The sequence below is a fragment of the Noviherbaspirillum phoenicis genome (assembly GCF_047237965.1).
In the GTDB taxonomy this organism is placed as follows: Bacteria; Pseudomonadota; Gammaproteobacteria; order Burkholderiales; family Burkholderiaceae_D; genus Noviherbaspirillum_A.
Genome location: NZ_JBDFLX010000001.1, coordinates 973,875 through 987,378, shown reverse-complemented (window position 1 = coordinate 987,378; position 13,504 = coordinate 973,875). Strand labels below are relative to the sequence as shown.

The 13,504-nt window shown below is 66.1% G+C and carries 15 protein-coding genes; 13 read left to right on the top strand and 2 right to left on the bottom strand.

The window, feature by feature from the left end; all coding sequences use genetic code 11:
• Positions 1 to 146: 146 nt before the first annotated feature.
• From ABC383_RS04560 to ABC383_RS04500, 13 genes are all read left to right on the top strand, one after another.
• Positions 147 to 1,325 carry an acetyl-CoA C-acyltransferase gene (locus ABC383_RS04560; protein ID WP_413012191.1) on the top strand — a complete coding sequence of 393 codons (1,179 nt, stop codon included), beginning with the start codon at positions 147 to 149 and terminating at the stop codon, positions 1,323 to 1,325.
• Positions 1,326 to 1,451: 126 nt separating this feature from the next.
• Positions 1,452 to 3,266 (top strand): acyl-CoA dehydrogenase, encoded by a 1,815-nt coding sequence (locus tag ABC383_RS04555; protein ID WP_413012190.1) that lies wholly within the window; start codon positions 1,452 to 1,454, stop codon positions 3,264 to 3,266.
• 71 nt (positions 3,267 to 3,337) lie between these two features.
• Positions 3,338 to 3,640 (top strand): Dabb family protein, encoded by a 303-nt coding sequence (locus ABC383_RS04550; protein ID WP_413012189.1) that lies wholly within the window; start codon positions 3,338 to 3,340, stop codon positions 3,638 to 3,640.
• Between the two features lie 212 nt (positions 3,641 to 3,852).
• Positions 3,853 to 4,638: an SDR family oxidoreductase gene (locus ABC383_RS04545; RefSeq protein ID WP_413012188.1), complete on the top strand. Its 786-nt coding sequence runs from the start codon at positions 3,853 to 3,855 to the stop codon at positions 4,636 to 4,638.
• Positions 4,638 to 5,078: a PaaI family thioesterase gene (locus ABC383_RS04540; protein WP_413012187.1), complete on the top strand. Its 441-nt coding sequence runs from the start codon at positions 4,638 to 4,640 to the stop codon at positions 5,076 to 5,078. The genes ABC383_RS04545 and ABC383_RS04540 overlap by 1 nt, the downstream gene beginning before the upstream one ends.
• Before the next feature lie 51 nt (positions 5,079 to 5,129).
• Entirely contained in the window at positions 5,130 to 6,125 is a 996-nt protein-coding gene (locus ABC383_RS04535) for an NADP-dependent oxidoreductase (protein WP_413012186.1), read from the top strand.
• Between the two features lie 11 nt (positions 6,126 to 6,136).
• Positions 6,137 to 7,063 (top strand): glutathione S-transferase family protein, encoded by a 927-nt coding sequence (locus ABC383_RS04530; protein WP_413012185.1) that lies wholly within the window; start codon positions 6,137 to 6,139, stop codon positions 7,061 to 7,063.
• Positions 7,064 to 7,133: 70 nt separating this feature from the next.
• A complete protein-coding gene (locus ABC383_RS04525) occupies positions 7,134 to 8,036 on the top strand; it encodes an SDR family oxidoreductase (RefSeq protein WP_413012184.1) in 903 nt (300 codons plus the stop codon).
• 45 nt (positions 8,037 to 8,081) lie between these two features.
• Positions 8,082 to 8,984 carry an alpha/beta fold hydrolase gene (locus ABC383_RS04520; RefSeq protein ID WP_413012183.1) on the top strand — a complete coding sequence of 301 codons (903 nt, stop codon included), beginning with the start codon at positions 8,082 to 8,084 and terminating at the stop codon, positions 8,982 to 8,984.
• A 127-nt stretch (positions 8,985 to 9,111) separates the two neighbouring features.
• Positions 9,112 to 10,359, top strand: coding sequence for a L,D-transpeptidase Cds6 family protein (locus tag ABC383_RS04515; protein ID WP_413012182.1), 1,248 nt, complete (start codon positions 9,112 to 9,114; stop codon positions 10,357 to 10,359).
• Between the two features lie 5 nt (positions 10,360 to 10,364).
• Complete coding sequence (locus ABC383_RS04510) at positions 10,365 to 11,555, top strand: L,D-transpeptidase family protein (RefSeq protein WP_413016232.1); 1,191 nt, start codon at positions 10,365 to 10,367, stop codon at positions 11,553 to 11,555.
• A gap of 56 nt (positions 11,556 to 11,611) precedes the next feature.
• On the top strand, positions 11,612 to 12,049 hold the full coding sequence (locus tag ABC383_RS04505; protein ID WP_413012181.1) for an acyl-CoA thioesterase: 438 nt from the start codon (positions 11,612 to 11,614) through the stop codon (positions 12,047 to 12,049).
• A complete protein-coding gene (locus ABC383_RS04500; protein ID WP_413012180.1) occupies positions 12,046 to 12,474 on the top strand; it encodes a GNAT family N-acetyltransferase in 429 nt (142 codons plus the stop codon). The genes ABC383_RS04505 and ABC383_RS04500 overlap by 4 nt, the downstream gene beginning before the upstream one ends.
• Here ABC383_RS04500 and ABC383_RS04495 read toward each other — a convergent pair.
• Entirely contained in the window at positions 12,419 to 13,219 is an 801-nt protein-coding gene (locus ABC383_RS04495) for an NRDE family protein (protein ID WP_413012179.1), read from the bottom strand. The two genes, ABC383_RS04500 and ABC383_RS04495, sit on opposite strands and share 56 nt — an antisense overlap.
• Positions 13,210 to 13,497, bottom strand: coding sequence for a DUF4936 family protein (locus tag ABC383_RS04490; RefSeq protein ID WP_413012178.1), 288 nt, complete (start codon positions 13,495 to 13,497; stop codon positions 13,210 to 13,212). Before ABC383_RS04490 ends, ABC383_RS04495 begins: the two co-directional genes overlap by 10 nt.
• Positions 13,498 to 13,504: the final 7 nt, after the last annotated feature.

Genomic DNA, 13,504 nt, shown 5'->3' with positions numbered 1-13,504 from the left:
AAAAGGGTGAAAGACTGTCAAAAGTTTTGCGAACGACCGTACTTAATTATGCTATTCTCGCTGCACAAGAAAAAGTCGTTCCAGTTTGTTTCGCAACCCGGCGCCAATCGCCGCATACCGAATTTCATTCCAACCAGGAGACCCACATGACTGACGCCGTCATCGTTTCGACCGCCCGCACCGCCCTTGCCAAGTCCTGGAAAGGCGCCTTCAACATGACCCACGGCGCAACCATGGGCGGCCACGCGCTGTCGCATGCCATCCAGCGCGCAGGCATCGAGCCCGGTGAAGTCGAAGACGTGCTGATCGGCTGCGCCACGCCAGAAGGCGCGACCGGCAGCAACATCGCCCGCCAGATCGCGATCCGTGGCGGCTGCCCGGTCACCACCGCCGGCATGACCATCAACCGTTTCTGCTCCTCCGGCCTGCAGACCATCGCCACCGCGGCACAGCGCGTGATCGCCGGCGAAGGCGACGTCTATGCCGCCGGCGGCGTCGAATCGATTTCCTGCGTGCAGCAGGAAGCCAACAAGCACATGATCGTCGAGACCTGGCTCAAGCAGAACAAGCCGGAAATCTACTGGCCGATGCTGCAGACCGCCGAGAACGTGGCCAAGCGCTACAACATCAGCAAGGAGCGCCAGGATGAATACGGCGTGCGCAGCCAGCAACGGGCTTTCGCCGCGCTGAACGAAGGCAAGTTCAAGGACGAGATCGCGCCGATGACCACCATCATGGGCGTGGCCGACAAGGCCTCCGGCATGCTGATGACCCGCGAAGTCACCATCGACGCCGACGAAGGCATCCGCGGCGACACCACGATGGAAGGCGTCTCCAAGATCCGCACCGCGGTGCCGGGCGGCGTGATCTCCGCGGGCAACGCCAGCCAGTTCTCCGACGGCGCCTCGGTTGCCATCGTGATGAACAGCAAGCTCGCAGAGCAGCGCGGCCTGACCCCGCTGGGCATCTTCCGCGGCTTTGCCATCGCCGGCTGCGAGCCGGACGAAATGGGCATCGGCCCGGTATTCGCGATCCCCAAGCTGCTGCAGAAGGCCGGCCTGAAGGTCGAGGACATCGACCTGTGGGAACTCAACGAAGCCTTCGCCGTGCAGGTGCTGTACTGCGCCGACAAGCTGGGCATCCCGATGGACCGCTTGAACGTCAACGGCGGCGCGATCGCGGTTGGCCATCCGTACGGCGTGTCGGGCGCGCGCCTGACCGGCCATGCGCTGATCGAGGGCAAGCGCCGCGGCGCCAAGCTGGTGGTGGTGACGATGTGCATCGGCGGCGGCCAGGGCGCCGCCGGCCTGTTCGAAGTCGTTTAAGCGCGACAGCGCGGGGGCGGCGCACGGCTGCCCCCAGCGCCCGCAGGCGGCTCCGGCTGCGGCGGGCGCCTGCCTCATCTCATCAACAGGATCGCGCAGGCACGGACCTGCGCGACGGAGACCAGCATGCAATCCAAACTTCTATCCCGCCGCGACATCGACTTCCTGCTGTATGAATGGCTCAACGTCGAGTCGCTGACGTCGCGTGCGCGCTATGCCGACCACAGCCGCGAGACCTTCAACGCCGCCATGGACACCTGCGAACAGATCGCCACCGACCTGTTCGCTCCGCATAACAAGAAGAGCGACCAGCAGGAGCCGCATTTCGACGGCGAGCGGGTCGACATGATTCCGGAAGTCGGCGCGGCGCTAAAGGTATTCTGCGAGGCCGGCCTGATGGCTGCCGGCCAGGACTACGAGCGCGGCGGCATGCAGTTGCCTTGCGTGGTCGAGAAAGCCGGTTTTGCCTACTTCAAGGCAGCCAATGTCGGCACCTCGTCCTACCCCTTCCTGACCATAGGCAATGCCAACACGCTGCTCAAGTGCGGCACGCCTGAACAGATCAGGACCTTTGTCGAGCCGATGCTCGAAGGCCGCTTCTTCGGCACCATGTGCCTGTCCGAGCCGCAGGCCGGCTCCAGCCTGTCCGACATCGTGACCCGCGCCGAGCCGCAGGAAGACGGCACCTATCGCCTGACCGGCAACAAGATGTGGATTTCCGCCGGCGAGCATGAACTGTCGGAAAACATCGTGCACCTGGTGCTGGCCAAGGTGCCCGGCCCGGACGGCAAGCTCATTCCCGGCGTCAAGGGCATTTCCCTCTTCATCGTGCCGAAGAAGCTGGTCAACGAGGACGGCAGCCTGGGCGAGCGCAATGACGTGGTGCTGGCCGGCCTGAATCACAAGATGGGTTATCGCGGCACCACCAATTGCCTGCTCAACTTCGGCGAGGGCAAGTTCAAGCCGCAGGGCAAGGCGGGCGCCATCGGCTACCTGGTGGGCGAAGTCCACAAGGGCCTGGCCAACATGTTCCACATGATGAACGAAGCCCGCATCGGCGTCGGCCTGGGCGCGGTGGTGCTGGGCTATACCGGCTACCTGCATGCACTGGACTATGCGCGCAACCGTCCGCAGGGACGGCATCCGATGAACAAGGACCCGGCCAAGCCGCAGCTGAGGATCATCGAGCATACCGACGTCAAGCGCATGCTGCTGGCGCAGAAGGCTTATGTGGAGGGCGGCATGGCGCTGGCGCTGTACTGCTCGCTGCTGGTCGACGAGCAGCGCACCAACGAGAACCCGGAGGCGGTGCGCGAGGCTTCGCTGCTGCTGGACATGCTGACGCCCATCGTCAAGTCCTGGCCGTCGCAGTGGTGCCTGGAAGCCAACAACCTGGCGATCCAGGTGCATGGCGGCTATGGCTATACCCGCGAATACAACGTCGAGCAGTTCTACCGCGACAACCGGCTCAACCCGATTCACGAAGGCACGCACGGCATCCAGGGCCTGGACCTGCTCGGCCGGAAGGTCGTGATGCAGGAAGGCGCGGCGTTCAAGGCCTATGCCAATGCGGTGCAGAAAACAATCGACCGCGCGCTGGCCGTGAAGGAACTGGCGGCCGATGCCCATGCGCTGGGCGCGGCGCTGCAGCGCATTGACGCGGTGACGCGCGTGCTGTACGCCGCCGGCGACATGAACAAGACCCTGGCCAACGCCTCGCTGTACCTGGAAGCCTTTGGCCATACGGTGCTGGCGTGGATCTGGCTGGAGCAGGCGCTGGTGGCGGTGGGCAAGGAAAGCCATGACGCCGACTTCTACCGCGGCAAGCTCCAGGCCTGTGCCTACTTCTTCAAGTGGGAGCTGCCGAAGGTGCATCAGCAGCTGGACCTGCTGGAAACCGTCGACACCACCACGCTGGACATGCAGGACGACTGGTTCTGACACCGCGCGGCGCGCGGGCGGGCCAAGCCTGCGCGCCGTTCATTCAGAGGCTGAAACGATACGGAGCATCGATGCTGAAGCACATCGTGATGTGGAAACTGAAGGACCAGGCCGAAGGCGCGGACCGCGCGGCCAATGCGCAGAAGATGAAGGAACTGCTGGACGCCTGCGCCGGCATCGTGCCCGGCATCCTGAAGTTCGAAGTGGCGCTGGCCCAGCCCGGCCTGGAGGCGACCTACGACGTGGTGCTGTACTCGGAATTCGCCGACCGCGCCGCGCTCGACGCCTACCAGGACCATCCGCAGCACGTCGCCCTGAAGCCGTTCGTCATCGCCGTACGCGAGGCGCGCCAGTGCATGGATTATGAAATCTAGGACTTTCCCGATCGCGTAGGGTGCAATGACCGAAGGGTATTGCGCCATTGGCTGATCAAGGGAGTTTGTCTAATTGCGTTTTCCGTTTGCGGTCCACGGTGGGATGCCCCTTCGGGTTATCCCACCTCACGCAAGCCGTACATGACATCGGGAGCGACGACGCATTCCCGCCATTCAAACAAGGACGACTCGACGAGTCACAAGGAGACAAGATGAGAACCACCCAACAGTTATTCGACCTCAAGGGCAAGACCGCCCTGATCACCGGCGGCTCGCGCGGCCTCGGCCTGCAGATCGCCGAAGCGCTGGGCGAGCAGGGCGCCACCCTGGTGCTGTCCTCGCGCAAGCAATCCGATCTCGATGAAGCGGTAGCGCACCTGAAGTCGCGCGGCATCGAAGCCAGCGCCATCGCCGCCGACCTGTCGCGCGAGGAAGCAGTCGGCCCGCTGGTGGCCGAGGCCATGAAGCGCCTGGGCCACATCGACATCCTGGTCAACAATGCCGGCGCCACCTGGGGCGCCCCGGCCCAGGACTATCCGACCGAAGCCTGGGACAAGGTGATGAACCTGAACATCCGCAGCATCTTCCTGCTGTCGCGGGAAGTGGGCAAGCAGTCGATGATTCCGCGCAAGTACGGCCGCATCGTCAATGTCGCCTCGATCGCCGGCCTGTCCGGCAACGGCCCGGACTCGATGCAGACCATCGCCTACAACACCTCAAAGGGCGCAGTGGTGAACTTCACCCGCACCCTGGCCGGCGAATGGGGCCGCCACAACATTACCGTCAATGCGCTGGCGCCGGGCTTCTTCCCGTCCAAGATGACCAAGGGCATCCTGGAGCAGCGCGGCGAGGAGAACCTGTCCAAGCGTGCGCCGCTGCAGCGCATCGGCGACGACGAAGACCTGAAGGGCGCGGCGCTGCTGTTCGCCTCCGACGCCGGCAAGCACATCACCGGCCAGATCCTCGCCGTCGACGGCGGCGTGTCGTCGGTGCACTGATGACGGCGTTCACCCCGAAACAGCAGCCGTTCCCGGCGGAGATCCCGTTCCTGCACGACCTCGGCGTCGAATTCCACGGCATGGCCGACGGCCGCGCCGAGATCGCCCTGACGCTGCAGCCGCGCCACATGAACAGCTGGCACGTGACCCATGGCGGCGTGGTGATGACGCTGCTTGACGTCGTGATGTCCATGGCCGGCCGCTCGCTCGACCCGGAAGCCCGCGGCGGCGTCACCATCGAGATGAAGACCAGCTTCATGGAGCCCGGCGGCAAGGCCGGCGGCCGCATCGTGGCCAAAGGGCACGCCTTCCACCGGTCCCGCACCATGTGCTTCTGCGAAGGCGAGCTATGGGACGGCGAACGGCTGGTGGCCAAGTCCATGGGCACCTTCAAGTTTTTGAAGCGCACCGACGCCGGCCCGCGCATAGACAAGGGCTGAACCGGTTTCCCGCAGTTTCGTTTGCAGTTAAATCCATCAGGCGGAGTACTCATGAGCACCTATCAGCAGATCGTCCTCGCATCCCGTCCCCAGGGACACGTCAGCCCCGACAACTTCCGGCTGGAGCAGGTGCCGGTGCCGTCCATCAGCGACGGCCAGGTGCTGATCCGCAATCATTACCTGTCGCTCGACCCCTACATGCGCATGCGCATGGAGGACGTGAAGAGCTATGCCGCGCCGCAGGCGATCGGCGCGGTGATGGTGGGCGGCACGGTGGGCGAGATCGTCGAATCGAAGAATCCGAAATTCGCGGTGGGCGACAAGGTGGTCGGCATGCTGGGCTGGTCCGAGATGGGCGTGTCCGACGGCGCCGGCCTGCGCCGGGTCAAGGATGGCCCGGTGCCGCTGTCGGCCTACCTCGGCTCGGTCGGCATGCCGGGCATGACCGCCTGGTATGGCCTGACCCAGATCATGCAGCCCAAGGCGGGCGAGACCATCGTCGTGTCGGCCGCCAGCGGCGCGGTCGGCAGCGTGGTCGGCCAGCTGGCCAAGGTGCGCGGCTGCCGCGCCGTCGGCATTGCCGGCGGTCCGGGGAAGTGCGCCTATGTGGTCAATGAACTGGGCTTCGATGCCTGCATCGACTATAAGGCCGGCAACCTGGCGCAGGACCTGAAGGCGGCCACGCCGGACGGCATCGATGCCATCTTCGAGAATGTGGGCGGCGAGATCTTCGACGCCTGCATCGCCCGCATGAACCCGTTCGGCCGCATCGCGCTGTGCGGCCTGATCGCCGGCTACGACGGCGAGCCGATGGTGCTGAACAACCTGCGCACCATGCTGACGATGCGGCTGTCGATGCGCGGCTTCATCGTCTCCGAGCATCCCGAGTTCTGGCCGCAGGGCCTGCAGGAACTGGGCGAACTGGTCGGCAGCGGCAAGCTGAAGTTCCGCGAGTCGGTGGCCGACGGGCTGGCCGCCGCGCCGGAGGCCTTCATCGGCCTGCTCAAGGGCAGGAACTTCGGCAAGCAATTGGTCAAGCTGTCCTGAGGCGCCGCGCCATGACTGACATCATCCTGCATCACTATCCGACGTCGCCGTTCGCGGAAAAGGTCAGGCGCGTGCTGGCCTGGAAGAAGCTGCCGTGGAAGTCGGTGATCATCCCGATCATCATGCCCAAGCCGGACCTGATGCCGCTGACAGGCGGCTATCGCCGCACGCCGGTGATGCAGATCGGCGCCGACATCTATTGCGACACCGCGCTGATCTGCGCCGTGCTGGACCGCATAGCGCCGTCGCCCACGCTGTATCCAGCGCCGGTGGCGGGGCAGGCCAGGCTGCTGGCGCAGTGGGCCGACAGCACCCTGTTCTGGACCGTGATTCCCTATGTGTTCCAGCCGGCCGGCGTACAGAGCCTGTTTGGCCACCTGACGCCGGAGCAGATGCAGGCGTTCAGCGCCGACCGCACCGCAATGCGCGGCAATGCAGCGCGCATGCATCCGGCCGATGCAGCGGCGGCGCTGCCGCAGTATCTGCGCTGGCTGGAGGACATGCTGGCCGGCGGCCAGCCGTGGCTGCTGGGCGAACAGCCTGGCATTGCCGATTTCTCGGTCTACCATTGCCTCTGGTTCGTGCGCCAGGCCAAGGCGGTGGCCGGCATCCTCGACCAGTTCCCGCGTCTGCGGACCTGGATGAACGCCATCGAGGCCTTCCCGCTGGCGCAGCCCGAAAAGCTCAGCGGCGAGGAAGCATTGCAGATTGCGCGCGCGGCCGAGCCGGCAACGCCGGATGCAAGCTTCGTCGATACCCATGGCATTCCACTCGGCACGCCGGTGACGGTGACGCCGGCCGACTATGCGCAGGACCCGGTGGCGGGCGAACTGGTTGCCGCCAGCGAGATCGCGTATGCGGTGCGGCGCGAGGACGAGCGGGCCGGAACCGTAGTGGTGCATTTCCCGCGCATCGGCTATCAGCTGCGCCGGGCCTAGCAAAACGGGGCGGCCCTCCGCGGCCGCCCGACAAGAGCGCCGGCAGAGGCGCACAGACAAAGGAGACAACATGCATACATTCGAGAACAAGGTCGCCGTCATCACCGGCGCAGCGAGCGGCTTCGGCCGGGAATTCGCCAACATCGGCGCACGGCTGGGCATGAAGTTGGTGCTGGCCGACGTCCAGCAGGATGCGCTCGAAGCCGCCCGCGCCGAACTGGCCCAGCAGGGCGCCCAGGTGACGGCGCTGCGCTGCGACGTGCGCCATGCCGCGGAAGTGCAGGCGCTGGCCGACGAGGCCATGCGTGCCTTCGGCGCGGTCCATCTGCTGTTCAACAATGCCGGCGTCGGCGCCGGCGGCCTGGTCTGGGAAAACTCGCAGGCCGACTGGGAATGGGTGCTGGGCGTGAACCTGTGGGGCGTGATCCATGGCGTGCGCATCTTCACGCCGCTGATGCTGGAATGCGCCAGCAAGGATTCGAGCTACCAGGGACACATCGTCAACACGGCGTCGATGGCCGGCCTGCTCAATGCGCCGACCATGGGCATCTATAACGTCTCCAAGCATGCGGTGGTGTCGCTGTCGGAGTCGCTGTACCAGGACCTGAAGCTGGTGGACGCGCCGATCGGCGCATCGGTGCTGTGCCCTTACTTCGTGCCGACCGGCATATCGGCCTCGCACCGCAACCGTCCGGACGACCTGAAGCAGGACACGCCGCCAACGGCCAGCCAGCGCGCAGCGCAGGCCATGTCGGACAAGGCGGTCGGCTCGGGCAAGGTGTCGGCGGTGCAGGTGGCGGAATGGACCTTCGATGCCATCCGCGATGACCGCTTCTATATCTATTCCCATCCCGGCGCGCTGGGCAATGTGCAGCAGCGCATGGAGGAAATCATCCAGCAGAAGAATCCCGGCGATCCCTATGCGGCCGCCCCCCACATCCGCGACATGCTGCGCGAGAAGCTCAAGGGCTGAAGCACGCCCTTTGCCGTTCTGCCATTCACATCAACAGGAGCCGCCATGTCCGCCGCGATCAAGACCGAGCAATACGCCAGCCTCTCCAATGGCACCCGCCTGCATTACGCCAGCGCCGGCGATCCCGGACGTCCGCTGGTGCTGTTCGTCCACGGCTTTCCGGAGTTCTGGTACGAATGGCATGAGCAGCTGGCCGAGTTCGGCCAGCAGTATTACGCCGTTGCGCCGGACCTGCGCGGCTTCAACCTGTCGGACATGCCGTCCGACCCGGCCCAGTACAAGGCCAGGCTCATCATCGACGATCTGAAGCTGCTCATCGGTGCGCTCGGCTACGACCGCTGCATCATGGTGGCCCATGACTGGGGCGGCGCGATCGCCTGGAGTTTCGCGCTGGCGCTGCCGGCAATGCTGGAAAAGCTGGTGATCGTCAATGCGCCGCATCCCTATCTGTTCATGAAGGCGCTGGCAAACGACCCGGCCCAGCAGGCCGCGAGCGCCTACATGAACTGGCTGCGCGCCGATGGCTCCGAGAAGGCGCTGGCCCAGAATGACTTCGCGATGATGGAAGGTTTCCTGACCGGCATGGGCAAGTCGCCGGCGCCCTGGTTTACCGGCGAGACCAGGGCGAAGTACCACGCATGCTGGGCGCGCGGCCTGACCGGCGGCGTCAATTACTACCGCGCCTCGCCGCTGCATCCGCCCACTGAAGGCAATGCGGGGCCGGCCCGCCTGGAGTCGCAGATGAAGCCGGAAGACTTCACCATACGCGTGCCGACCAAGGTGATCTGGGGCGAAAGCGACATGGCTCTGCCCAAGGGCCTGCTCGATGGACTGGAGAGCGTGGTGCCGGACGTGGACCTGACCCGCATTCCCGAAGGCAGCCACTGGGTCGTGCATGAACAGCCGGCGCGCATCAACCAGCTGATCCGGGAATTCATCGAGCGCTGAGCCTGCCGGCGTGGCGGGGTTGCCTTGCCGCTGCTGAACCGGCATGCGCGACGGGCCACGGAAGAACCTGACCGGTGGCTGCCTCGCCGGTGTACCATACCGGTTTTTTTTCCGCACACGACGCCTGATGAGTTCGTCCTTCCCGCCGATCCGGTTCCGCTTCCTTGTTCCGCCCCTGCTGGCGCTGCTGCTTGGCGCCGGCCCGGCGCGGGCGGATGAGGCTGCCGACATCGCGCGCCTCGCCCGCAACGGCCAGGGTGAGGAAGCGCTCAGGCGCATCGACGCGCTGCTGGCGAAACAGCCGGCCGACGCGCAGATGCGCTTCATGAAAGGCGTGATGCTCTCCGAGACCCGGCCCGCGGAGGCGATTGCCATCTTCAGCAAACTGACCCAGGACTATCCGAAGCTGCCCGAGCCCTACAACAACCTGGCGGTGCTGTATGCCGCTTCAGGCCAGTACGACAAGGCCAAGGCAGCGCTGGACAAGGCGCTGCGCACGCATCCGGCCTATGCCACCGCATTCGACAATCTGGGGGACGTGCATGCACGCCTGGCCAGCCAGGCCTACGACAAGGCCCTGCAGGTCCAGCCGGGCAAGCCGGCGCCAGCGCAGCTCGCGCTGGTGCGAAACCTCACCCTGCCGGGCGCGCAGTCCGCTTCGCTGGCGGTGGCCCCGGTGGCGCCGACGCCGGTTGCTGCCGCGGCAACGCCGGCAGCCGCAGCGCAGCCTCCGGCGTCGCCTGCGCCAGCTGCGGTAGCGCTTGCGCCGGGCAAGCCGGCGCCGCCTGCGGTCACCATCGTTGCCGCCGCGCCGGTGGAAGCCAGAGCGGCGGCGCCGGTAGCCAGGCCCGAGTCCAGACCGGCGCCGGCTCCAGCGCCGCGCGAGGCAGTGCCGCAGCCGCCCCAACCGGCGCGGGCGGACGCCGCCAGGCGTGCCGAACCGCCGGTGCGCATGGTCAAGGCCGACAAGACCGACAAGGCCGACAAGACCGAGAAACCCGATCCCAAGGCACGGGCCGCGCAGGAAGCCGCCGCCGAACGGGAGGCCGTGCTGAGCGCGGTGCAGAGCTGGGCCAGGGCCTGGAGCGCCCGCGACGTGCAGGCCTATCTGGCCCATTACGCGCCCGACTTCGACCCTGCCGGCGGCATGACCCGCAAGGCATGGGTCGAGGAGCGCCAGCAGCGCATTGCCGGCAAGGGCCGCATCAAGGTCGACATCGACAAGCCGCAGGTAACCACCGAAGGCAATACCGCCGTCGTGCATTTCCGCCAGAGCTATGTATCCGACCGCCTCAGCGCCACCAGCCGCAAGACGCTGGAACTGGAACGCCAGCGCGGCAAGTGGCTGATCAAGCAGGAACGCACGGCCGGTTGATGAGAGTGAGATTGCGCACACGATTCCTCGGCTGCTGCATGGCCGCCGCAAGCGCATTGCTGCCGGCCGCGCCAGCCACGGGCGCGGGCCGGATCGATCCGGACCAGATGCTCATCGAGGTCTACAAGGATCTGGGCAACCGTCACCTGCGCGACGCGCTGGCCAAGGCCGATGCGCTGGTGAACGCGTATCCCACTTTCCAGCTCGGCCACCTGGTACGCGGCGACCTGCTGATGATGCAAACCCGCCCCGTCGACCGGATCGGCGCGGTCGAAGGGGCTGCGCCCGAGGCGCTGGCCGACCTCAGGCAGGAAGCCATGGCGCGCATCAAGGCCCTTACCGAACGCCCCGACCCTTCCAGGGTGCCGCGCGCGGTGCTGCAGCTGCGTCCCGACCAGAAGCGGGTGCTGGTGGTGGATGCCCACCGTTCCCGGCTGTATGTCTACGAAAACCGCCAGGGCGAGCTGCGCTTTGCGCAGGACTTTTATATCAGCCAGGGCAAGCTGGGCATCAACAAGCAGAAAGAAGGCGACCAGAAGACGCCGCTGGGCGTGTACTACGTCACCAGCCGCCTGGCGGGCTACCGACTGCCGGACTTCTATGGCGTGGGCGCGCTGCCCCTGAGCTATCCGAATGAATGGGATAAATTGCAGGGCCGGGAAGGGTCCGGGATCTGGCTGCACGGGACGCCGTCCCGCAATTACAGCCGGCCGCCCCTGTCGTCCGACGGCTGCGTGGTGCTCACCAATCCCGACCTGCGCCAGGTCTATGCCGGTGTCGAGGTCAACAAGACGCCGGTCGTGATTGCGCGCGACGCCGAGTTCGTGCCGCGCCAACAGGTCGACGCCGAGCGCGCTCAGGCGCAGGCCATGGTCGAGAACTGGCGCTCGGCGCTGCAGCTGCAGGACTTCGACCAGCTGCGGCATCACTATGCGAGCCGCTTTCGCAGCGAGCAGGCCGACACGCTCGATGACTGGCTGGCGCGCCAGCAGAAAGCGATCCAGCAGCTGAACAAGCCGACGCTGGCGCTGCGCGAGCTGAGCCTGTTCCGTTATCCGGGCGAGGAACTGATCGTGGCCACGTTCACGATGGACGCGGTGTCGGGCGGCAAGCGCTCGTCGATCCGCAAGCGGCAGTACTGGGGCCGCGAAGCCGGGCACTGGAAAATCGTATCGGAAAGCGGCTGGACGGCCTGAGCGTTCGCTCGGGCCAAAGGCCATCATGCAATCAAGTCAATTTGAAAAGGAGCGTCATGGCACGCGCGGATTTTGCATTCTTCCACCCCTTGCGGGTGCGCTGGGCCGAAGTCGACATGCAGGCCATTGTCTTCAACGGCCACTACCTGACCTATTTCGATGTCGCCTTCACCGAATACTGGCGCGCCACCGGCCTGCCCGGCGTGATGCAGCAGGCCGAGGATGGCCAGGAAATGTTTGCCCGCAAGGCCACCGTCGAATACCACGCGCCGGCGCGCTTCGACGACATGCTCGACATCGGCGTGCGCTGTGCCGCGCTCGGCCGCAGCTCGATGCGCTACGTGCTGGAAATCTACCGCGGCGAGGAATTCCTGATTGCCGGCGAACTGGTTTACGTGTATGCCGACACCACGGTGCGCAAGGGCGTGGCGCTGCCGGATGCATGGCGCGCCCGGCTGGCCGAACTGGAGCGGCTGGCGCCGGTGCAGCAATGAGCACGCGCATCGTGATCGGCTCCTGGGAGCAGCAGCGCCAGGCCGCCGCCGCATTGCGGCAGCAGGTGTTCGTAGTCGAACAGGGCGTTCCGGCCGAGCTGGAACTCGATGAGATGGATGCGCAGTCGCTGCACGCGGTGGCTTACCAGGACGGCGTGCCCGTCGCGACCGGCCGCCTGCTGCCGGATGGCCATATCGGACGGATGGCGGTGCGCCAGGACGCGCGCGGCGCCGGCACCGGCAGCCTGGTGCTATGCGCCCTGATGGACGAGGCACGCCGCCGCGGCGACCGCGACGTCGTGCTGCATGCCCAGCTTACTGCGCGCGACTTCTATGCCCGGCACGGTTTCGAGCCTGAAGGCGACATGTTCATGGACGCGGGGATCGAACACATCGCAATGCGCCGTAGATTTTCTCCTGGATGACAGGCGCCGCGGCGCCGCACGGCTCGGCCAGCCGCTCGGCCAGCTGGGCGCTGCCGTCCTGCAGCAGCTGCACGACCGTGGAGCAGCGGGTGCCGTAGCCGGGCGACTCGATGAAGATCGGCGACAGCACCCGCTCCCATTCCAGCGGCACGCCGGTGTGGGGAAGGCGGCAGTCACTGGGACGGGTGGCATCGCTCAACATGTCGAAGTAGGCATCGACGGGCGCGCCCTGGCACAGCAGGCTGGCGAATTCCGCCTTGCTGCGCAGCACCTTGGGCCAGGGCGTGTCGAGGAAGGCATTCGACAGGCCGTAGATGCCATGCGGCAGCGGCATGCCGTTGCGCGGATCTTCCGTGTCCGCGTTGGTGTACCAGATCAGGTCCGTGCCATCGCACACCAGCAGGTTGAAGCCGTTATAACGGTCGGCATCATGCGCCAGCGTCTCGATGTAATCGGCGGCGCTGTCGCTGCCGCGCAGGAAGTCGGACACCAGCGCGCCGCGCGATGGCGCGTCCGGGCGGAAAGACTGCGGGTCGCGCACATTGGTCAGGGCGGCGAAACGGCCGCCGCGGGTAATGCCCAGCCATGTGCCATTGCCACGCAGGTCGCGCCCGGCATACACGTCGGGCTCATCCGCCCACCAGTGCGCCGGCAATGCAGGACGCTCGTAGAATTCGTCGCGGTTGGCTGCTGCCAGCAGCGAGAGGCCAGGAATCACCTGCCATGCAAACACAATCAGACACATGCTTCCAGGTCCATGAAGATTTCAGTGTGGCGCCCGCCGGTGGCGCATGCCGCGATGCCGCTTTCCCTAACCGCGATCTCGAGCGCCGCGGCGAAGTCGGACGGCGCGCCTGTATAGACCTCCATCCAGGTCTGCATGCCATTCTGTTCGCCGGGGCGGCGTTTCAGGGCGGTGGCCACGCCGTGGCTGGCCGCGAGCTGCTGCTGAAGCTGCTTCACCCGCGGCGCCAGTGCTGCGGCCGCATCCGGCGCGACCTTGTAATAGACATAGAAATCCATGCGCAGG

What these genes read in the sequence shown, in the direction of transcription:
- ABC383_RS04550 (WP_413012189.1), top strand. Translation starts at nt 3,338, where the DNA reads ATGCTGAAGCACATCGTGATGTGGAAACTGAAGGACCAGGCCGAAGGC.
- ABC383_RS04505 (WP_413012181.1), top strand. Translation starts at nt 11,612, where the DNA reads ATGGCACGCGCGGATTTTGCATTCTTCCACCCCTTGCGGGTGCGCTGG.
- ABC383_RS04535 (WP_413012186.1), top strand. Translation starts at nt 5,130, where the DNA reads ATGAGCACCTATCAGCAGATCGTCCTCGCATCCCGTCCCCAGGGACAC.
- ABC383_RS04555 (WP_413012190.1), top strand. Translation starts at nt 1,452, where the DNA reads ATGCAATCCAAACTTCTATCCCGCCGCGACATCGACTTCCTGCTGTAT.
- ABC383_RS04540 (WP_413012187.1), top strand. Translation starts at nt 4,638, where the DNA reads ATGACGGCGTTCACCCCGAAACAGCAGCCGTTCCCGGCGGAGATCCCG.
- ABC383_RS04500 (WP_413012180.1), top strand. Translation starts at nt 12,046, where the DNA reads ATGAGCACGCGCATCGTGATCGGCTCCTGGGAGCAGCAGCGCCAGGCC.
- ABC383_RS04495 (WP_413012179.1), bottom strand. Translation starts at nt 13,219, where the DNA reads ATGTGTCTGATTGTGTTTGCATGGCAGGTGATTCCTGGCCTCTCGCTG.
- ABC383_RS04525 (WP_413012184.1), top strand. Translation starts at nt 7,134, where the DNA reads ATGCATACATTCGAGAACAAGGTCGCCGTCATCACCGGCGCAGCGAGC.
- ABC383_RS04515 (WP_413012182.1), top strand. Translation starts at nt 9,112, where the DNA reads ATGAGTTCGTCCTTCCCGCCGATCCGGTTCCGCTTCCTTGTTCCGCCC.
- ABC383_RS04520 (WP_413012183.1), top strand. Translation starts at nt 8,082, where the DNA reads ATGTCCGCCGCGATCAAGACCGAGCAATACGCCAGCCTCTCCAATGGC.
- ABC383_RS04560 (WP_413012191.1), top strand. Translation starts at nt 147, where the DNA reads ATGACTGACGCCGTCATCGTTTCGACCGCCCGCACCGCCCTTGCCAAG.
- ABC383_RS04530 (WP_413012185.1), top strand. Translation starts at nt 6,137, where the DNA reads ATGACTGACATCATCCTGCATCACTATCCGACGTCGCCGTTCGCGGAA.
- ABC383_RS04545 (WP_413012188.1), top strand. Translation starts at nt 3,853, where the DNA reads ATGAGAACCACCCAACAGTTATTCGACCTCAAGGGCAAGACCGCCCTG.
- ABC383_RS04490 (WP_413012178.1), bottom strand. Translation starts at nt 13,497, where the DNA reads ATGGATTTCTATGTCTATTACAAGGTCGCGCCGGATGCGGCCGCAGCA.